13 protein-coding genes are annotated in these 22,322 nt (G+C 38.6%); 10 read left to right on the top strand and 3 right to left on the bottom strand.

Translation table 11 applies throughout. The annotated features are described in order from the left end of the window. The first annotated feature begins 5 nt into the window (after positions 1-5). From MHH33_RS13760 to MHH33_RS13720, 9 genes are all read left to right on the top strand, one after another. On the top strand, positions 6-1,388 hold the full coding sequence (locus MHH33_RS13760; protein WP_342542040.1) for an O-antigen ligase family protein: 1,383 nt from the start codon (positions 6-8) through the stop codon (positions 1,386-1,388). A 314-nt stretch (positions 1,389-1,702) separates the two neighbouring features. Next, positions 1,703-4,183, top strand: coding sequence for an S-layer homology domain-containing protein (locus MHH33_RS13755; RefSeq protein WP_342542039.1), 2,481 nt, complete (start codon positions 1,703-1,705; stop codon positions 4,181-4,183). Between the two features lie 956 nt (positions 4,184-5,139). Then, on the top strand, positions 5,140-6,954 hold the full coding sequence (locus MHH33_RS13750; protein ID WP_342542038.1) for a M14 family zinc carboxypeptidase: 1,815 nt from the start codon (positions 5,140-5,142) through the stop codon (positions 6,952-6,954). 21 nt (positions 6,955-6,975) lie between these two features. Next, positions 6,976-8,199 carry an S-layer homology domain-containing protein gene (locus MHH33_RS13745; RefSeq protein ID WP_342542037.1) on the top strand — a complete coding sequence of 408 codons (1,224 nt, stop codon included), beginning with the start codon at positions 6,976-6,978 and terminating at the stop codon, positions 8,197-8,199. A 383-nt stretch (positions 8,200-8,582) separates the two neighbouring features. Beyond that, positions 8,583-10,943, top strand: coding sequence for a bifunctional 2',3'-cyclic-nucleotide 2'-phosphodiesterase/3'-nucleotidase (locus tag MHH33_RS13740; RefSeq protein ID WP_342542036.1), 2,361 nt, complete (start codon positions 8,583-8,585; stop codon positions 10,941-10,943). Positions 10,944-11,155: 212 nt separating this feature from the next. Beyond that, on the top strand, positions 11,156-11,656 hold the full coding sequence (locus MHH33_RS13735) for a C40 family peptidase (RefSeq protein WP_342542035.1): 501 nt from the start codon (positions 11,156-11,158) through the stop codon (positions 11,654-11,656). A gap of 158 nt (positions 11,657-11,814) precedes the next feature. Further along, the gene (locus MHH33_RS13730; RefSeq protein ID WP_342542034.1) at positions 11,815-12,837 is read left to right on the top strand and encodes an acyltransferase family protein; all 1,023 of its coding nucleotides are present in this window, start codon (positions 11,815-11,817) and stop codon (positions 12,835-12,837) included. Positions 12,838-12,984: 147 nt separating this feature from the next. Beyond that, positions 12,985-13,602, top strand: coding sequence for an S-layer homology domain-containing protein (locus MHH33_RS13725; RefSeq protein ID WP_342542033.1), 618 nt, complete (start codon positions 12,985-12,987; stop codon positions 13,600-13,602). Between the two features lie 244 nt (positions 13,603-13,846). Next, on the top strand, positions 13,847-16,357 hold the full coding sequence (locus MHH33_RS13720; protein ID WP_342542032.1) for a phosphodiester glycosidase family protein: 2,511 nt from the start codon (positions 13,847-13,849) through the stop codon (positions 16,355-16,357). 70 nt (positions 16,358-16,427) lie between these two features. On the opposite strand, the gene MHH33_RS13715 is transcribed toward MHH33_RS13720, so the two are convergent. Together MHH33_RS13715 and secA2 are read right to left on the bottom strand one after the other, a co-directional pair. Next, positions 16,428-17,324: an accessory Sec system S-layer assembly protein gene (locus MHH33_RS13715; RefSeq protein WP_342542031.1), complete on the bottom strand. Its 897-nt coding sequence runs from the start codon at positions 17,322-17,324 to the stop codon at positions 16,428-16,430. Then, entirely contained in the window at positions 17,324-19,684 is a 2,361-nt protein-coding gene (gene secA2, locus MHH33_RS13710) for an accessory Sec system translocase SecA2 (RefSeq protein WP_342542030.1), read from the bottom strand. Before secA2 ends, MHH33_RS13715 begins: the two co-directional genes overlap by 1 nt. A 249-nt stretch (positions 19,685-19,933) precedes the next feature. On the opposite strand from secA2, the gene MHH33_RS13705 reads away from it, so the two are divergent. Next, positions 19,934-20,974, top strand: coding sequence for an MraY family glycosyltransferase (locus tag MHH33_RS13705; protein ID WP_016428075.1), 1,041 nt, complete (start codon positions 19,934-19,936; stop codon positions 20,972-20,974). A 148-nt stretch (positions 20,975-21,122) separates the two neighbouring features. Here the strand turns inward: MHH33_RS13705 and MHH33_RS13700 are convergent, their stop codons facing one another. Continuing rightward, on the bottom strand, positions 21,123-22,184 hold the full coding sequence (locus tag MHH33_RS13700) for an LCP family protein (RefSeq protein WP_342542029.1): 1,062 nt from the start codon (positions 22,182-22,184) through the stop codon (positions 21,123-21,125). Positions 22,185-22,322 lie beyond the last annotated feature (138 nt).

The raw sequence follows: 22,322 nt of genomic DNA, 5'->3' as shown, positions 1-22,322 counted from the left end.
TTGCCATGAATCAAACTAAATTTCTAATCTATTTTATTGCTTTTCTTGTGCTTCAACCCGTCATTGATGTATTAACAGCTGGGTCCAAACTTTTATTGGGCTCGAATATTACAATCGGAGTCATGCTCCGCTTTGCTTATATGGGAACAATGGGTTTATTTTTATTATGGATGGCCCGCTCGAATAAATTGGCACGCGGCTACATAATATACCTAGTTGGCTTAGCACTAATTATTGGTATTAACATTTTCCTGAATATAAGCGTTAAAGATCCTTATTATCTATTCCAGGAATTAAAGTTCTTCAATAAAGTAGTATATTTCAATATCGTGTTCCTTGGATTCATGATTGTGTATAAACAATTACAAGCACGTGATTGGGATATCGAGAAACATACGACGAAATATATGTGGTTAGCAGGTTTTATTATCGGCGCAGTATTTATCATAGCTCAGCTTACTGGCACGAGTTTATCCAACTATGCACATACCAAAGTTGGTTACTCCGGTTGGTTCTATGCAGGAAACGAAATAGGGGCAATTATGGCGATTATCTTACCGATTCTTGCACTGTATGCAATCGAACGAACAACAAATGCTAAGAAACCGTGGTTCTGGATTCCATTTGTCATGTTGTCACTAGGAATGCTGGCATTAGGAACTAAGGTTGGTTACGGTGGAATACTGGTTGTCCTTTTATCAGTACTGATTGGTAGCATCATCATGTATGTGTTCATGAAGCTTAAAACGCAACAAGTAAAATCAAGTTTGATCATTTCATTTGGATTAATTGTTTTGCTTGCAGCTGCAACACCATTTACACCTGTTTTCGGAAATATGTACGCTCATTTGGACATCTTGAATATTGATCTTTTCGGAGATTCTGAGAATGATGAACCCCAATTTGATGCCAACGGGGAAGAAATTATTGAAGAAGATCCCGAAATAACAAATGAACAACTTCAAAACTTGATTTTCAGTTCACGAGAAAAGTATGAAAAAGAATTCAATGCAGATTTCAATTCTTCACCAATCACACAAAAGTTGTTCGGTATGGGCTTTGCAGGAAACTATGAAGAACCTGAACCAGGAAAAGACTTGAAAATGATTGAAATGGACTTCCATGATTTGTTCTATTCATTTGGATGGATTGGCTTCTTTTATTTAATGGCTCCATTCTTCTGGTATACAGGGAAGTTTTTACTACATTTTGTACGAAATATTAAAACACACTTTACGTATCTATATATTTTATACGGGGTGGCCTTCTTATTGGCAGTGGGGATTGCATATACAGCAGGCCATGTACTGACTGCTCCAGCAGTTTCTATCTATATCGCATCCATTTTAGCGATGTTAAATGTCAGAGAGAAGCTAATAGACCTATAAAAATAGGCTGTTAGACTAGAAAAATCTGAAATTTCCTAAAAAGCGACAGTTAATTTGACGTAATCTTTATAAAATAGTTGAAATGTAAATGTAATCTGTTAGAATAAATAGGAGTTTAATTGTAAAACTTTGTCCTTTTACTGCCATTTCTATAAACCTTTCTTCTTGCGCAGAAGATATATATTTACTAGGTAAATAGAAAAAACTGGCGTGAACTTGCAAATGTTGGTACAATTTAAACTGTGAAATATTTTTGATGCGGTATTGCCGTTCTCAAAACACAGACTATACACAAAACAGGAGGAATACTTAACATGGCTTATCAACCAAAGTCGTACAAAAAATTCGTTGCAACAGCAGCGACAGCAACACTTGTTGCATCTGCAATCGCACCAGTAGCTTCGGCTGCATTCTCGGACGTGGCAGAGCAATACAAAACAGCAGTAGATTACCTATCTACTAAAGGTATCTCACAAGGATATCCTAACGGTAAATTCGGTACTGACGACAAAATCAAACGTCAAGATGCTGCAGTAATGATCGCTAAAGCTCTAGGAGCTTCACCAACAGGAACTTATGCAAACGCTGGTTTCACTGACGTACCTAAGGATCGTCAATGGGCTGTAAACTTCCTAGTTGAAAAGAAAATCGTTTCTGGTAAAACAGCTGAAAAATTCGGCGCTAACGATTTCACTACACGTGGAGAAATGTCAAAAATTATTGCTAACGCTTATAAATTCGTAGGCGATGCAACAAACACATTCCCATTCACTGATGTTTCTGATACTTTCAAACAATATGTTGACGCTTTAAATGAAGCTGGTGTAGCTAAAGGTTTGACTGCTACTAAATTCGGTACTGGTGAAAACGTAACACGCGGTCAATTCGCATTGTTCGTTTACCGTGCTGAAACGTTTGTTCCTGCTGCACCGTCAGTAGTATCAGTAAGTGCGATTAACGCAAAAGAAATCGAAATTAACTTCAATCAAGCTATGGACGCAGTAACTGCTGAAGATGAGTCTAATTACTCTTTATTGGTTGCTGGAGCTACTGAAGCTAACTTTACAGCTGTAGTTGATGAAGATGATGCTAAGAAAGTTGTATTAACTTTAACTGATGCTGCTAAATTAGCAAACAATGAAGCGGTACAACTTACTGTTAAAAAATCTGTTCTTTCTAAATCATTAGTAGCTGCAGCTGCAGACTACGCTAAAACTTGGGTATTCTCAGATACAACTGCTACAACTATCACAAGTGTAGAAAGAAATGGTAACGATTTAGAAGTTACTTTTGATGACTATGTTTCTGCATTAGATCTTGCTAAAGTTGATGGCGTTGACAAAACTTCTAACGTTGTAGCTATCGCAGGACTTACTAAAACAATTACTATTACTGGTGGAGCAACTGGATTAGCAGCAGGTTCACATTCAGTATTAGTGAGTGGTGTAACTGATTCGGCTGGTAATAAATCATCAGTATTAAATTCTACTGTTACAATTTCTAGTGATACTACTGCTCCATCTGTATCAAAAGTTGTACAATCGGCTGATAACACAGTTAAAGTAACTTTTGATAAAGTTGTTACTCTAGTAGGAACTGGTAACTTCCAAGTTAAAAAGAATGGCTATGATCTTGGTGTAGCTGTTGCAACTACTGATAACAAAACATTTACTTTAACATTATCAAATGTACCTCCAGTAACAGTTTATGATGCTGGTGTAGACACTTCTAATGTAACGCTTGTAGTTTCTGGATTTAAAGCGACAGCTAATAACATTGTAGGAAACGTTTACTCTTCAGCTCTTACTTTATCTAAAGATAAAGTTGCACCTACTGTAGTAAGCCGTTTCAACACAATCACTAATACTGGAACTGCACCTGCTGTAAATGAATTCTTCGATATTCACTTTGACGAAGTAATAACTTTAGTTGGTACTACTGGCCAAGTTACACTTACAGATAAAAACGGTGTTCGTCAAAATGTTACAGGAGCTACAGTTGTACCAAATGCTGCTGGTGACAATAAAGTATTACGTATTGATTCAACAAATGTGAAGACATCTGGAGCAATTAATGCTGGTGCTTACAATATTAATCTTCCTGCTGGATTTGTTAAAGATGCATCAAATAACAGTTCTGCAGCTGCTAATGTTGCAATTACTAAGTCTGCATCTGCAGCAACTGTAACGGCAACTGCTACAGCAGCAGTAAATGTAATTGCAGTAGAATTCACAGGTACACCTATGACTACTTCTGCTACAACATTAGCTAACTATCAACTTGATGGAAAAGCTTTACCTGCTGGAACAAATATCTATTTTGACGGCGACACAGAGAGCGTTAAAATTGAACTTCCAGCTGGATCAGTTAAATCATCAGGTGGTGCTGTATTAACACTTTCTGACAGCGTAGTATCTACTACTGGAAGCAAAGTTTCAGCTGCTACAAAAACTATAAATATTTCTACTGGATTTGTTGATAATGTTCTACCAACATTAGTATCTGCTAAGAAAGCTTCTGCTACAACTGTAGAATTAACTTTTGATGAAGTTCTTGATGATGCAACAGTAGCTGCACTTGCTAACGACGATTTCGTTGTTAAAGTTAATGGAGTAACATTTGCATACACTGCTACTACTGATGTAGCAGGCGATAACAAGCTTGTATTAACAACTGCACTTTATAACACAGCACAAGCAGTTACTGTTTCAGTAACTACTGATTCTGCTCTTGCTTCTGTTAAAGATGTTGCTGGTAACACTATTAAATTAGGAACTGCTGTAACAGCTAACTAATTTTATTAAAAGTTGGGGATTATAATTCTCGATTTTCTCGAAGTCCTGTAGAGTGAATTCTCTACAGGGCTTCTTTTATGGTTCTATAATAAATGTAAATGAACTGCACCCCAATTGTTAGTCACAACTAACAATTGGAGGTGCAATTTTTTATGACTAAATTTAGTACTAACTTCAAATTGAACGTAGTGAAGTTTTATTTTAAAAGTTGCAGTTTTAACTGTAACAGGAGTTAAATCTATATCATGAAACAATTTAAACCAATATGTTGGTACTGTTGAAGTTGCAGATAATAAAATAAACTCAATTTTTATGATATGAAATAGAAACAGGGGGCCTTTTAGGTCTCCTTTTTTCAACTTCTGTTGAACTTACTTTCAGTGAAAATGTTGATGCAGCATTGTTAGCTGCAGATTTTAACGACTTTGTTGTTAAAATCAACGGTAATACAGTAGCTTACACAGCTGTTGTTGATGGAGTAGTAGGAGATAACAAACTTTTCATTAACAGTTCCAACTTACAACACTTCACAGGCAGTAACTGTAAGTGTAACAGGAACAGCCTCTAAACTTGTTTTGTCTAGAAACAAGAATTGAAATGGTTTTTCATTCTTACATTGCCCGTTGGGGTAGAATCATCCTGAGAAAATAGTATGTTCAATCATTACTTAGGTTGTGATAAATTAAGTAAGTGAACACATTTTGATGGTATTTTAATTTATAGAAAATAAGATAATATATAAACTGTTTACCTTTGATGAGGATAGAAAATTGTAATCGTATATTCACTAAATTTATTCCTTTAACTAGTAAAGCAAATAGGACTAATAGTAACAGGGAATGAATATTGTATAGTAGTAAGTAGTAAGCAGATAGATTCATTTAGTAAATATTCACACAAACTGCCTTCTATATGAAATATACTTTACCTATATTACATACTGAAGGAGCAAAGAGATGAAAAAATCACTATTAATCTTTTTATTTGTTATCGGAATTGGATTTTCACTTCCACAACTGGTTTCCGCAAATGATACTATGATGCATGGTCAATTAACTAATGATGAAGTACCATTGTATTCATCAATGGGAATGACAAATGCTGTCGCAACTTTGCAAGGTGCAGGCAACACAGTTCAATACCAGCCGACACAAAATGCAGCAATGTTGCAAGTGTCTATCGGTGGAAAAACCTTTTTCATGGAAAGTCGATTTTTGGCACCAACCGACAAAGTATTGCCGGACGTTCAAACTGGCACCGAAAGACAAATTAATACAAAAACCAACTTTACAATTTTCGGTGAAAAGTCTTCGTCAAGCAATGTGTTAGTTCGTGGGAATTCAGCAGTTTCTTTCACGACAATTGGCTACGAAAATGGATTCTTCAAAGTTTTGGTTGCAGGGAAAATCGGATATTTCCCGGGGAATGATGCCATCATTTCTTTTTCAAAACCTGCAATGTCGATTCAAGTCTTAGAAACTAAGCTTCCGTTATATGAAGTACGTAGTGGTGAGCGAATTCAAGTCGGATCCTTAGCTTCTGGTTTTGTCATTAATCGTGAGAAAGAGGTTAATGGTTATCATCAATTTGTCGCAAAAGGGAAGACATATCAAATTCCTGTAAAGGGCACTTGGCCATCTAGTACAGCTGCAACAATCAAACCTGCTTCTAAACCGATGTTTCCCGCGTCTGTACGAGTGGAAAATGAAACTGCTGTCACTAACAGCTCGGGAACTACGATTGGTTATTTGAGTCGAGGAAGCATGCTGACATTACATAACTTCAGTAAAGATAAAGGCGTAATTGAGTTTCTTGGTTCGGTTGCGTATATTCCTTTGAAAAATGTGACACATTCCAACCTTGTTCAACCAAAGAAAAACATTTCTCACAGAGAAATGTCCTATTGGATGCAAGTAATAGCGGGAATGTACCCGGAGTTCACTAAGTTTGAACTCATCGGTAAGAGTGTAGAAGGACGGGGGATCTACGCTTTAAGAGTAGGAAATGGTAAGAAAGAAATCTTATTTGATGCATCCATGCATGCACGGGAGCACATGACAACCAATGTACTTTTAGAAATGATTGATACTTACTCTCTTCATTACAATAACAAAACAACCTTTGCTGGATATAACGTTAAAACGGTATTGGATCAAACGAGCATTTGGTTCGTTCCAATGATGAATCCTGACGGTGTTACGCTGGTTCAGGGTGGGCAAGGTGCTGTTACAAATGGCGCACTTGCTCGAAAAATCAACGGTTCGAGTAACTTTGCACGTTGGAAAGCGAATGTGCGGGGAGTCGATTTAAACAAAAACTTTGATGCAGGATGGAGCTATATTGATAATAATATTACTAAGCCAAACTGGATGGGTTACCGTGGACCACGTGCGTTTTCTGAACCAGAAGCAGTTGCGTTGAAGCATTTCGTCGAGAAACATAAGTTTATGTCCAATGTCTCTTATCATTCCTCTGGACAAGTCCTGTATTGGTTCAATTTCCAAGCAGGAGCGCAACTGAGCAGGGATGTTCAATATGTGAATCAGCTCAAATCGATTACAGGATATACAGTTGTCCCACCTTATTATAGAAAAGGAACAGGATCTTCCGCGGATTGGTTTATTAAAGTGACGAAGATGCCTGGTGTTACAGTGGAGATTGCTCCGTATGCTGGAGAGGCGCCTGTTCCACTTGCTTATTGGGATGGCATTTGGAAACAGAATCATAAAGTCGGTTTGCACGCTGCCAATGAAGCTTGGAAACGGAATTAATATAATAATGGAAAGAGGGATATGATGATGAAAAAAGCAATTGCATCCTTGGCACTAGGAGTCTTGTTTGCAAGTTCATTTGTTAATGAAGCCGATGCTAGCGTAAAACATTCAATCTATACCGATTTATCCATGAACAACACTTTTTATGAGGCTGTCTATTCCATGAACATGAAAGAAGTATGGGAAGCAGAATATACGAATGATGGTAAAGTGTTGATTGACGCCGCTGGAATCGTCACTCGTGGGGAAGCAGCATACATGCTGTATATGCTTCTTGGCATGGAGCCAGAAATCAGCAAGAGCTTCCCAGATGTTAAATCCGACAGTGCCCATTATGAAGCAATTTCCACAATTGCTTCACTAGGGTATGTCAATGGCTATGAAGATGGGACATTCCGTCCTGAAGTTGAATTGACACGTTCTCAAATGACGCGCATCTTGTCAGGAGCTTTCAATTATTCAGTGACAATGAATGCTAAAGTACCTTTTACTGATGTCAATGAACGTTGGGCGCCTTACGTTGATGCGATTTTCCGCAATGGAGTGACCAAAGGTGTAACGGCGACGTCGTTTGCACCGGATAAAAAGTTGACGCGAGGTGAAATGTCAGCTTTCATGTATCGTGCCTTTAAAAAGGTTCCGGGATCTACTTATAATGACTTCGAAGTGATGAATGCCATTAATGAAGCTACTCGCAAAACACGAATTATCATGATTCAAGGTCTTGAAAAATATCATCCGAATCATAAAGCTGCAGATATTAAGGATGATTTGTCAGAGCTAGTGGTGGAGCCATACTTATCACAAGCATTAAAAGGATATGAAGCTTCATGTTATAACTGTGATAACGCAAATGTTATACATGACTTCCAATTTGGATTACCATTCAGAGTCGTTGCGAAAACGGACAATGTCCTAAAAGTGGATGCGACCGTTCCTTCAAATGGGATTAACTCGGGTTACCGTGCCACGATTGAATTAGTACGAAGCAATGATACATGGAAAATCAAATCGTACGTCCCACGTACGTTTAAAGAAGATCCACTAAAACTCACAATTGAGCAATCAATTGATTACTTGAAATATGCTATTCCTCTTTACTACCAGGAAGAAGTTGATTCCATTCAACATACAGGAAAAGAACCTCGATTAGGACTGGATTTGTTTAAGGTGAATGGGAAAACAACGTATGTCTTTGATGTAAATACTGGTGAACTAACTGAGTACTATCCTGTTAACTAAATAGAGTATAAGGAGCCTATCTGTGAAAAAGATAGGTTCTTTCTTTTTCTATTATTTTGAAGAACTAATATTAATCGATAATAAAGAAGATATGTTAAAGGTCACTTTTGATTTTTCCATATAAAGAGATATGCAGCAAAACAGCGGAGACTCATGTGGGAAAGCGAGACAGTCGAGACCGAGGCTCTGCGCTCGCCCACGAAAGCGGAGCGGTATTGCGGAACATCTACAATACCATTTAATATAGCCAATAAAAAATGAGCTTTAAGAATAGGAAAATAGTAGAAAAACTTCATAAAACAGTCACATAGACTTAACATTTCGACATCCTAAATTTGGTATAATGGATTTGTTTCACTATTTCGAATTAAGGGGAGAACTGCATGACAATGTGGAAAAAAGTATCCGCTTCAGCATTAGCAATGTCGTTAGCTGTAAGTGGTCTGGGGATAAGCCAAGAAACATCTGCTGCAGAAAAAGATGCTACGCGCGGAGAATATGTGAAGGCACTAATAACTGCTATGGGCGTGGAACTTGGAACTGGAAAAACAATTAAATTTGATGACGTTCCAAATGAACTGAAACCGTATATTGAAAAAGCAGTTGAGTTAAAACTAATCAATGGCAAATCTGCAACAAAATTTGATCCAAACGGAACTCTAAATCGTGAACAAGCATTTGTAATTGCGGTTCGTGGTATCGGGACTGATAAGAGTTTTCCGATTAGTAACTTAAAAGAGTTCAAGGATGGCAACAAAATCAGCGGAAGTTTACGCTCTGATCTTTCAAAAGGAGTTGGAATGGGCTTCTTACTTGGATATGCCGACAAAACAGTAAGACCAGGTCACCATGTAAGCAAAGGGGAAATGCGTGCACTCGTGCAACGTTTCCTGAAAGAATACAAGGCATCTGTGGCGAATACGACAGTAGCGCTACGAATTCTTGGAACTTCTGATATCCATACGAATATAGTGAACTATGATTATTACAAAGATACACCATCCAACAGCTTGGGTCTTGCAAAGACAGCAACATTAATCAAAAATGCCCGTAAAGAAAATGGCAATACTTTGTTATTCGACAATGGAGATTTGATTCAAGGGACTCCACTAGGCTCATTCAAATCATCAGTGGAGCCATTGAAAGATGGGGAAGTTCACCCATCGATAGCGGCTCTTAATTTGTTGGATTATGACGTTGCCACTCTTGGGAACCATGAGTTTAACTATGGTCTTCCATACTTGAATGAAGTGATGGACGATGCTGGCTTCCCTTATGTAAATGCAAACGTGAAAGACGCTAAGACAGGGAAGAATATGTATACTCCGTATGTCATCATTGATAAAAAAGTGAAAGATTCTAAAGGAAAAGAAACGACCATTAAAGTCGGTGTAACTGGAATTGTCCCTCCAGCGATTCTTAAATGGGACAAGTCTCATTTAGAAGGAAAAGTCACTGTAGACGATTCAGTGGATGCTGTAGAAGCACTTATTCCTAAAATGGAAAAAGACGGTGCAGACGTAATTGTTGTGTTGTCCCACTCGGGTATGGGTGACATGGTTCACGAAAAAGGCGAAGAAGATGTGTCATATTTGATGACAAAAGTTGAAGGCGTCGATGCAATCATTACAGGACATGCACATCAAGTTTTCCCTGGGAAAGTTGATGCTTCATTGACTGGCGTGAATGTTGAACAAGGTACGATCAACGGAAAACCTGTAGTAATGTCTGGCAAGTTCGGCAGCCATTTGGGTGTAATCGATTTGACGTTAGCTAAGAAAGGAAAAGATTGGACAGTTTCTTCTTCTAAAGCTGAAGTACGAGCGATTGCAAAAGATGAAAGTGATGTAGATGCTACAGTAGTAGAAGCGGTTAAAGTTGCACACGAAGGAACAATTAAATATGTGCGTAAAGCAGTAGGAACAACGACTGCCATCATCCATAGTTACTTCTCACAAGTTCAAGATGATCCATCAATTCAAATCGTAACAAATGCTCAAAAATGGTTTGTTGAAAAAGAATTAGCAGGAACTGCTGACGCCAAGTTGCCTATTCTATCTGCAGGAGCACCATTCAAAGCAGGTACCCGCAGCGATCCAGAGTATTACACATATGTACCAAAAGGTGAATTGGCAATCAAGAACGTCGCAGATTTGTACTTATACGACAACACTGTCTCTACTTTAAAACTTACAGGAGCTGACGTGAAAGAATGGCTTGAGATGTCTGCAGGTCAGTTCAACCAAATCGACGCAACGAAAACAGTAGAACAATCTCTGATCAATACTAACTTCCGTTCATACAACTTTGACGTAATTGATGGAGTTACGTATGAAATCGATGTAACACAACCAGCAAAATATGACGCTGATGGCAAAGAAATCAATGCCAATGCAGCACGTATCAAAAACTTGAAGTATGATGGAAAAGCAATCGATCCTAAACAGGATTTCATCGTTGCTACAAACAACTACCGAGCAAACGGTAATTTCCCGGGCGTACGAAATGCTAAAGAAGTCGAAATATATACTGTTGAAAACCGCCAAGCGGTGATCGACTACATTATCGAAAAGAAAACAATAGATCCTTCTGCTGACGGCAACTGGAAGTTTACAACATTGCCTGCATCAGCTAAAGTAATGTTTGAATCATCTAAAAAAGCGGTTGAAGTTATTCCTACTAGTGGTAATATCAGCTACTTGGGTGAAGGTACAGATGGATTTGGTAAGTACTTATTAAAATAATAACATGCAAAAGCAGTGACCAAAGCGGTCACTGCTTTTTTTATGTTTAATAGTCTGAACATTCTATTATTACAAGATTATCTTAAATTCGACTCATAATGTAACGACATTGTTACACAACTGTAAAATAAAACAGGTATATTTCATGGTAAGATGACTTTAGTTAAGTTTTCAGAAAATTTTTAGCCATGGGCCAAACCGGAGGATTCTACATGAAGTTACAGTCTCAGTTCCTTAAAGTTCTTACGATGATTACTTTCGCTATACTATTAATTGTTGCTCCATTAGCAAATGAAGTGGACGCTTCAAGTGGTGTTGATTCAAGCAAGCTTGTATCTGCAGCAAATAATGTTATGGGAACAAAGTATTTACGTGGTGGAACGACAGCAAACGGATTTGATTGCTCAGGATTTATCGGTTATGTTTACAACCAAGTAGGTGTTGATCTTCCAAGAACATCTGCAGGCATGTACTCAACAGGCTCTTCAGTTGCTAAGAAAAATCTACAAGCGGGCGATTTGGTTTTCTTCAATACTTCAGGTAAGGGTGTATCTCATGTGGGAGTTTACATCGGTGGAGGAAAATTCGCTCACTCATCATCTAGCAAAGGTGTTTCAATTGCAAAACTTAACGATCCCTACTACTGGGGTTCAAAATACATTGGCGCTAAGCGTGTTGCAAACGTATCCCAAGTAGCTTCAGCTAAAAAATAAACTTACATTCTCATACGCCTTGTCGCAAATTCAATTTGCGATAAGGCGTTTTTATATGGAATAATATGATGTGAGTCTTCGAAATAGAATCGCGAGAGCAAAGAAGTTTATAAATGAAGTTAGTTCAAGATTTTTTGATGTAGAAAGGATATGAGAGAATGTCGAATGAGCGTTATGATTATATGGACTGGATGAGAGTTTTCGCCATCTTTTCAGTCGTAGGTATACATGTAGTAGCACAGTTAGTATCAAGTATGGAGATTGGTCACCAAATTTGGTGGTTTGCAAATCTTTTGGATTCTGCCTTACGTAACAGTGTCCCGTTATTTTTCATGATCAGTGGGGCACTATTGTTGACGCGCAAACAACAGGAACCGTTAATCCCTTTTTTCAAGAAGCGGGTTAGTAAGGTTGCAATACCGTTACTGGCGTGGAGTATTATTTACATCGTCTATCGCAAATTCATGTGGTTTGAAGAACATACGTGGAAACAAATGATTAAAATGGTGTTGACGGACTCTGTGTTCTTCCATTTATGGTTTCTATACGTTATTTTGGGTTTATATTTAATGACCCCGTTTTTAAGACAAATTGTCAGTTCCTCTTCTAAACAAATGCTGCAATACTTTATAGGAGCTTGGTTTGTCATGTCAAGCTTGTTTCCATTCGTACCAAAATTCTTCGATTTTGGGCTGGCTTTGTCTGCTGGACTGTTCGGTACGTATATTGGCTACTTTATTTTAGGCGCGTATTTAATCTTATATCCTCTCAAACGGAAATGGTTGCCTTTACTTGGACTGTTAGCCGTTATCGGGTATGCAGTAACAGCCTATGGCACATATGTTTTGACTCTCCAGAATGACGGGAGATTGGATGGTTTCTTCTATTTGTATATTGCACCGAATACGGTGGCTATTGCTGTTTTCTTATTTGTATTATTTCAGCAGTTTCCGAATGTCTTCAAGCCGAATACTGTTATACAAAAAATCAGTGCAGCCAGCATGGGAATCTATTTATTACATCCCATCATTCAGTTATATGGTCGCCGTATAGGGTTTGACGAATATTGGGTTCATCCGGTACTTGCAGTGCCGCTAGTGTGGATTGCTATATTCTTTTCATCATTTGTCATCGTGTGGATTCTTCAAAAAATTCCACTCGTTAATAAACTAGTACCATAAAGCATTCAAAACTAAGTGTCAGGTCATTCCGTTTGAATCTCAATCGTCCCAACTGAGAGAGGGAGGGCCTGGCACTATTTACATGGTGGTATTCATTTCCATATATTGTTACACTAATAAGAGACTTAAAAAGAGGTGAGCAGTAAAATGTTAAAAAAAACTTTGTTGCTTTTGTCATTGGCAATTGTCGTCCTACTTCCTTTGAACTCGGTTCTTGCGGCTTTTTCAGATGTAAATAATACATATAAACCAGCTGTGGACCATATTGTCAGTAAAGGTTATGCACAGGGAATCAGTGAAACGCAATTCGGTATTTCCAACGAAATCAAACGTATTGATGCAGCAGTCATGATTGCCCGTGTAAATGGTTTTACTCCGGAAGGAAATTATCAACAAGCAGGATTCACGGACGTACCTAAAGATCGTCAATGGGCTGTTAATGCTCTTGCCGCAAATGGTATTATGAACGGATTATCTACGAATACATTCGGTAGTTATCAATCGATGTCACGTGAACAAATGGCGAAGGTCATTGCACTTACATACGATTTAAAGGCTACTTCAATGGATATTCCATTTACTGATGTTCTATCGACAGTGAAACCTTTTGTAGCAGCTTTGCTTGAAAGTAATATTACGCAAGGGAAAACGGCTACTGAATTTGGTTCTAAAGCAAATATTACACGAGGTGAATTTGCCTTATTCATCTACCGTGCAGAAACTGCTGGGTCACTTACACCCCCAGAAGTAATTTCAGTTGATTAAATTGTAAAATGAAAAATTACCATCTTGTACTAATTCTGAATTGTGATACAATGAAAACGTATTAAACTTCCTGTTTTGTATTTTCATAAACTTAAAAACTTGGTTGATGCGCGAAAAAGAATCCACGGGACTGGTCTCCTGTGGATTCTTTTTCGTTTATGGAAAACAATTACATATAGACTATTTCTATTTTACTATATTTTAGTATAATTATTAGTAGAATCTAACATAAAGGAGCTGCATCATGTACCTAAAATTTAAAAGAATGCCTGCTTTTCTACTAGCATTCATTCTAGTCTTTTCAAGTTTACCCGTTTCTGCCGCCACGTTATCTCCTGGTATACACCACGAAACTATCTCGACATCAGTGGGAGGTTACCCACAAAAAGTAAACAAACTCTCCATCGATGTCACAAATCCGTATACTAAAATTGAATACGGGGTATCCAATCCAATCAATACACTTAAGACAGTAACTAATTTATCAAAAGAACATACATATCCGAGCCATAATGTAGTTGGTGCAATTAATGCATCTTTTTACACCTTCGAAAATCGTTATCCTTCATATTTACTGGCAAAAAATGATCAAATCGTTAATTTAGGAAGAGTTTCGACTAATTTTAATGACTATATGTACGTGCCAGCTGCATTTGGTGTGACAGCTGAAAATAAAGCGAAAGTTGGGCGTTATTCGTTAGAACGTACGATTGAACATAATGGGTCGTCATTTAAGACGACAGATATGAACCGGGATAGAGCAAATAACGAATTAATTTTATACACGGAAGGTTTGCGTGAAGATAAAACCCGTCAAAACCAATATGGAATTGAAGTGGTTGTAACGGGAGTAACAAAAAAAGTAGACTCCCAGTTGAAATTCGGAGAAAAAGTGACCGGTAAAGTATCCGCTATACGTCCGTATGGTCAGTATACTTCTTCGACAATCCCGAAAGATGGTTTTGTTCTATCCGCATCTGGAACATCGAGTGCTAAATTATCATCTATGAAAATAGGAGATGACGTTTCACTGACAGTTGATGTTGATTCTGCATGGAAAGGCTCACAATTCATGTTGGCATCAGGTCCTTTACTCGTACAGGATGGAAAGTCTGCTTTGACAATTGATATCACTGCCGGTCGTGCGACTGAAAGAACTCCCCGTACCGCTGTTGCGACCGATGCCACTGGCAGTCGTGCATATTTCATAACGGTCGATGGTCGTCAGTCTGGTTACAGCCAAGGTATGACACTTATTGAATTTTCAAAGTACCTTGTCTCAATCGGTGCTTATAATGCCATCAACTTGGATGGTGGTGGATCAACGGCAATGGTTACACGCCGTTATGGAAATGTATATCCATCTCTAATTAACCGACCTTCGGATGGTTCTGAACGTTCCGTCTCTGCTATTTTGGAAGCAATTAGTACTGCACCTAATGGACAAGCCACTCATGTAAATGTCTCTCAAGATCAAGAGGGAATCGTTGCTGTTGGGGCTTCTCTAGGTTTCAAAGTAAATTATGTGTTAGATCAATATTATAATCCTTTAAAAGTAGATTCTACGAAACTAGAACTTCAGGAAGTTTCAAATGGAGTAGGGAAGATTGAAAATAATCGCTTCGTCGGAGTGAAAGCAGGAACAGGGCAAATCACCGCAAAATACGATACCGCTACGGTTTCAATTCCTGTTACAGTTACCGATACGATTGAACAATTAGTGGCATCTCCTTCAGAAGTTCGTGTCGGACTTGGAGAATCAGCTAATTTCCAAGTGAATGGAATCAGTAAAAATCAAAAAGTCATTTTCAATCCTGCAGCTGTTTCCTGGACGACAACAGGAGGCGTAGGTTCAATCAACGGCACTACTTTCAATGCAGGAAATAGTGAAGCTACGGGTTCAATCACAGGAACATTCGGGTCTGCACGTGTGTCGATTCCTGTTACGGTTTCAAATAAATCATTACAAGTCAGTGGATTAGATTCACTCACTGGATTAAAGGCAGAAACCATCCGTTCATCTGCAACCATTGGTTTAGAAAAAACGTTGCAGGCTAAAGAAGGATCCAGTTCCCTTAAGTTGTCTTATGATTTTTCAAGCTTTGCTGAGGGTACCTCCGTATCGTACTTGACTTGGCCGAACGGTTTGTCCATTCCTGCGGCACCTAAGAAAATTGGTGCATGGGTGTATGGAGATGGTGCAAATCATTGGTTACGCGCAGCCATTACAGATGCTAATGGTCGCGAAACAGTGATTGACTTTACTCAAGATGGAGGACTTAATTGGGTAGGCTGGAAATACGTTGAAGCAACGATTCCGACTAATGTCCAAAGTCCAGTGAAATTGAACAAGATATATATTGCTGAAACTTCTTCAGCGAAGAAAGGTAAGGGTTCGATTTGGATTGACCAGGTCCAAGCCGTTTATTCAAATCAACCAATTCCTACAAAATCGTTTGTTCCTTCTTCGTCAGCGAGAGTCGTGGATACAAATAAACAATTTACGGTGACTTTCAATCAACAAATGAATTCCGCATTTTTCAACACGAAGCATGTTTATGTCGAGGATGAGTTCGGTGCTCGCCAAAGTGTAGCCGTCCGTACGGGAAGTGATGCAACTAAGGTTGTCGTCAGTGCACCAACGGGAGGATATGTGAAAGGGAAATCCTATCGACTAGTCGTTACACATTTCGTACCGAATGGAAAAGGTGTCCGAATGGTAAAAGACTCGATAACGGAATTTAAAGTGCAATAAGAAAAGCATGTGAGCGATTGCTCACATGCTTTTTCTATTTAATATGATAACTTTTACCGATAAATGGTTTTTAAGCGCTCTGAGGCACTCTGACGGTCCATTTAGACATATCAGAATCTTTATTGATGACCATTTCCTTAGGGAACAAGAAGGTCCAGGGTTTAGAAGTATTTGCATTAACCTTAAGTTGATCAATCGTAAATGCGCCTTGTGCCACAATTTTGCCATTCGCATCGAGCACTTCCAGTGGAAGTTGCTCTAATGTGATTTGCTGGGAGTGCCCATTTCTAATAAACAGTGAGACCGCAAGTGTACCATCTGGCTGAACTTTTGCTTGGAATCCACTGAAGTTTACTTCTCTGTCATGAAGTTTAGGCAGGGAATCAACAATTTTCTTTAAGCCATCTTTTTGTTCGTCGCTTAGAGCTTCTTCCCAAGCTGCATCCAATTCGATCTTGTGTGGTACCAACGATTGAACGTTGAAAGCTAAACGCCAACCATCTTTAGGAAGTTCTCCTTTTAAAGTCGGCTGTTCAAAAACAAATACCCAAGGTCGTGCACTGGTTGCAGGCAATTCGCCTAGTTCCGCAAGATTGAATTCTTTTGCTGCCACCACTTGTTCATTTTGATCGATCAGCACGAGCTCAGCTGTATTCAATGTAATGGGAGTAGCCAATGATGTCCGTAAAAATGCTTTAACCAACCAAGCTTGTGTATTGTCGTCTTGCTCAATATCGATGCCTGATAAAGAAATTTGATTTGGTTTTAATGGTTCAAGCTCATTCGAAAGGAAGCTGAATACATATTGTTGTTCTTTTGGTACATCCCAAGCAGGATGAAGGGACAATGCTGTAGTGACTTCTTCCGACTGAGCACTCGGTTCAGTGCCATTAACTAACTCTGTTGACTCAACGGTACTATCAGCACCCGTTTTTTCGGTCTTCTTGAAAATCGAAAAAATGCCCATTAAATCGTCTCCTCTCGAGTTGAAATAATTTTCATAAAGTTGATAATCTCAGTTGCGATTGAACGGCGTAGCTCCTGGTAATGCATTTCAAAAAGCTCCAGACCTTCATTTTGGTAAATACGCATTGGGTCCTCTTGTTGATATGCGCGTAAACCGATACCTTCTTTCAATCGTGTCATCGCCTCTAAATGTCGTACCCATGTCGAATCCAGGTAGGCAAGCATCACTTGTGGAATGGTATTCATAACCTCAGGCTGCTCAGAGAAAGTGGACATGTAATCTTTCAATTCATTTACTGCCGGCTGAAGTTGTTTAATAATATCTTTCACTTTAGAAACAGAACGATTCAATGTAACAGGTGCTAGAAGAATTTGATTCATCGTTTGTTCGATTTGGTCGAAATTCCAGTGTGCAGAAAGTTCGTCTTCTGAGCAACTTTCCCCTACAACAAACTCGACTGTTTCATCCAACATTTTGTGTAATTGATCAATCAAATCATTTCTTTCAAGCACTTTGTCTCTTAAGGTATAAATGACTTTTCGTTGTTCATTGATGACATCATCCAATTTAAGGTTGTACTCACGCATGGAGAAATGAGATCCTTCGACAATACGCTGTGTACGTTCCGTCAATTCATGAACATCTTTACCAAGGACAAGACCTAAGCTATCAGTTTTCACTTTTTTATTGAATTTCTCTAGATCATCTTTTGCAAAACGTTTGAACATATCATCCTCGAGGGAAATAAAGAATTGAGACTCACCTGGATCGCCTTGACGTCCAGAGCGACCGCGTAATTGATTATCAATTCGACGATTTTCATGCTTTTCAGTTCCGAGGACAAATAGTCCGCCTACATCAGAAACACCATCACCCAGTTCGATATCAGTTCCTCGACCAGCCATGTTAGTGGCAACGGTAATTTGGTTTAATTGCCCAGCTTGTGAAATCAAGAATACTTCCTGCTCCACGCTTTTTGCATTCAACAGTTGGAATTCCAAGTCTAGTTGTTTTAAATATTTCGCTACTTCTTCTGATTGCAAAATAGAAGTAGTTCCGACTAAAACAGGTTGTCCAGTTGTGTGACGGGCTTTTACTTCCTTGGCAACAGCTGTATATTTCTGCTCAATCGTTTCATAGACTTGATCCGTTTCATCTTTACGAATGCGTGGGCGGTTTGTCGGAATTTGCAGAACTTGCATTCCATATACTTCAAGGAATTCTTTTTCCTGCGTTTTTGCCGTACCCGTCATCCCGCAAAGTAGGGGATACATCCGGAAATAGTTTTGAATGGTGATTTGGGCTTGGGCTTTATTTTCTTCCGTAATCGTAACGCCTTCTTTAGCTTCAATTGCTTGATGTAATCCATCAGACAATGTACGGCCATCCATGATTCGTCCAGTAAACATATCGACTAAGAAGATTTTATCTTCTTTAACGATATAATCAACATCGCGTTCAAACATTACATGAGCACGAACTGCCTGAATGACATAGTGGAACAAAGTCTGATGCTCCAAATCATAAAGATTATCAATGCCAAAAGCCGCTTCCACTTTTTCGATTCCGGTTTCAGTTAATGATGTTGCTTTCGTTTCATCATCGAAATCGTAGTCCCGCTCTATGATAAATCGTCTAGCCAAACGAGCCGCAATCATATGTAAATCTGCATCAGCTGACATTTTGCCGGCCACAATCAACGGTGTTTTGGCTTCATCAACCAATACGCTATCCACTTCATCTATAATGGCAAAATGGTAAGGGCGTTGAACTTTTTGGGAAAGGTCAGGTGCCATATTATCACGCAAATAGTCAAAACCAAACTCTGTTCCCACACCGTACGTAATGTCCGCATTGTAGGCTTCTTGTTTCATGGCCGGTTGCATCAATGGCAGATTGATGCCGACTGTCAATCCTAAAAAGCGATGGATCTGTCCGATTTGTTCAAAGTCACGATTCGCTAAATATTCATTTACCGTTATGACATGAACGCCTTTCCCTTCAAGTGCGCGCACGTAAGAAGGCAGGGATGCAACGAGTGTTTTACCTTCTCCGGTTGGCATTTCGGCAATATTGCCTTCAGTCAATACTAGACCTCCAATTAACTGGACATCGAAGTGACGCATATTTAGGACGCGTTTCGAAGCTTCACGAACAACAGCAAAAGCATCTGGAATAATGGCCTGAATTTTTTCGCCATTTTCAATTCGTTTTTTGAACACTTGAGTGGCTTCTCTTAATTCATCATCTGATTTTTGAGAATATGTATCTTCCAGGTTATTAATTTGATCTACTAATTTACGGTACTTCTTTAATTGGCGTTCGCTAGTTTCTGTTGACCGTTTAAAAAGGGAAATCATAATTTTTACGCTCCTTTTATTTCTATACACCTACTTATTTTAACAAAAAATTGAAGGAAATACTATGAAACATATAATCACTTCGGACGTCTAATAGGATGAAAGTGTTTTATTTGACAAGTTAATGGTTATATTCATAGGAAGAAACATTCATTTTTACGAATACTGTTTACCATCATCGGTTTCATGCTATAATACTTATGGATTTATATGTATAAACGATTATGTAATAACTTGAGGAGGAAAGACATGCTCTACCTATCTTTGGTTCTGGCATTTGTCGCTTCGATACTACTAACACCAGTGGTGAAGGCAATCGCGTTTAAGGTGGGCGCCGTCGACCGACCTAATTATAGAAAAGTTCACGCACGTATAATGCCACGTTTAGGTGGATTAGCCATATTTGGTTCATTTTTAATTGGTTACTTTGTGCTACACCCGGAAGATCCAACTGCACTTTATATTATTTTAGGTGCTTTTATGATCATTATTACAGGTGTACTTGATGATATGTTTGAAATAACGGCAAAAGCAAAATTGCTTGGACAATTCATTGCGGCAGGAATCGTCATTTATGGCGGCTTGGAAATTGATTTCATTAACTTACCTTTTGGTGGGGAATTGGATTTTGGTTACTTCAGTATCCCATTAACGATTTTATGGATTGTCGGAATCACCAATGCAATCAATTTGATTGATGGTCTTGATGGATTGGCTGCAGGAGTATCTACAATCGCATTAATCACACTTGCAGGAATGGCATTTATGATGGGTAACATGTTCGTGTTTGCAATGGCTGCACTACTTGCAGCGAGTTCTGCTGGATTCTTATTCTACAATTTCCACCCTGCGAAAATTTTCATGGGTGATACAGGGGCTTTGTTCCTTGGATATATGATTGGTGTACTTGCATTGCTTGGTTTCAAAAATGTTACGGTGATTTCGTTGATTATCCCGATTATTATGTTGGGTGTTCCGATTTCCGATACATTTTTCGCCATCGTGCGACGCGTGCGTTTGAAACAGCCGCTCTCAGCACCAGATAAATCTCATTTACATCACTGCCTATTGAATGTAGGATTTACTCACAGTCAAACTGTTCTTATCATTTATGCACTGGCATCGATGTTTGGTCTGGCAGCTTTGATTTTCTCACAAGCAACGTTGTGGGGGGCAATCTTATTAATCGCTGTTATGTTAGTAGCTATCGAATTGTTCGTAGAAGCAGTTGGCTTGGCTGGCAAGAACTATAAACCATTAATCAACTTTGTCCGAATGATCGGCAAATGATCAAAACCTCATGCGAAATTCGCATGAGGTTTTTTTATGGTTTGATAGGGAAAAGATAAACATATTGAAACAAATTGCCATTAGATGAAAGATGTCGCTTTAAGCATAAAAAAATCCCGACACTGTTTGAAGTGTCGAGATTTTAAAGTTATTCATTATTGTCTAAATCGTCTTCTTTTGCAAACTCAGTTGAGTCTGTTTCAGAACCACTATCGGAGTAACTGGATGCATCAGGATTTAAGCCCAAATGGCTTTTTAGCACATCTTGCGTTTCATTTAATGATTCTTCATCCAATAACCAGTAATAAACGCCAGTCGACATGTCGTCTGAACCTTCAAGCGACAGTGTGTCAACTTGAGGAGCACCATCTTTGATATAGGCAATGAATGATTTCATTTCGCTAAACGTCATATCTGTTTTCATGTTATCTCCAACAGCATCAATTACATCGCCATACTTTGTAAAGGATGAAGCAGAAGATGCTTTCTTCATAATTGCACTTAATATTTCTTGTTGGCGTTTGCCACGTTCAATATCATTATCCAGTTTACGGGTACGGGCCAAAGCTAGGGCTTCGCGGCCGTCTAATTTCTGATAGCCTTCTTTTAATTGTATGGAGTATATGTCATTTTCATCTTTTTCAAGTCGATCATAAGGAACATGTGCATAAATGCCATCTAGTGCATCTACAACATCGATGAATGCATTAAAGTTCATTCGAACATAATAATCCACAGGTACATCAAGTAATTCTTCAACAGTTTCTATGGAAGCTTTCGTGCCGCCATAAGCAAGTGCATGAGTTATTTTATCTTTGTGTCCCACTTCAGGGATGTATACAAGTGAGTCACGTGGAATGCTGACTAATTTTACGGTTTTATCTTTGTTATTAAGTGTTGCAAGCATTAATGCATCTGAACGGCTGTTGCCTTCACCTTGACCGCGTGCTTCACTATCATCAACGCCAATGAAAAGAATAGATACATTATCTTCAAGGGGTTTCACAGCTTCTTCACGTAATTCTGAACCTGCGCGATCTTGAACTGCTTCATAAGAATTGTCTGCAGCAGATTCTGCTTTTTTAGCTAAATAAATTCCATAAGCAGTTAAGCTGATTAGGAGGGACGCAACAAGCATAGCTGAAATTTTTAGTATTAATGACTTTTTCGAGGTACCGTTACTTGTCGTTTTATATTGTTTTCGATTCATTTTTAATCTCCTCTGGGTAGGGTTCAACCCTACTACTCAATAAGACGTCCCAAGTTAGGTCATTGTTTCGTCTCTAGCTACAGCACTCCTCATTATACAATGCTTTACCTATACCGTAAAAGGAAATGTTTTTTACAT

Origin of the sequence: Paenisporosarcina sp. FSL H8-0542, assembly GCF_038632915.1 — a bacterium.
Classification (GTDB): Bacteria; Bacillota; Bacilli; order Bacillales_A; family Planococcaceae; genus Paenisporosarcina.
Note: the sequence above shows the minus strand (reverse complement) of the source record. Positions and strands in the feature narration are given on the sequence as shown.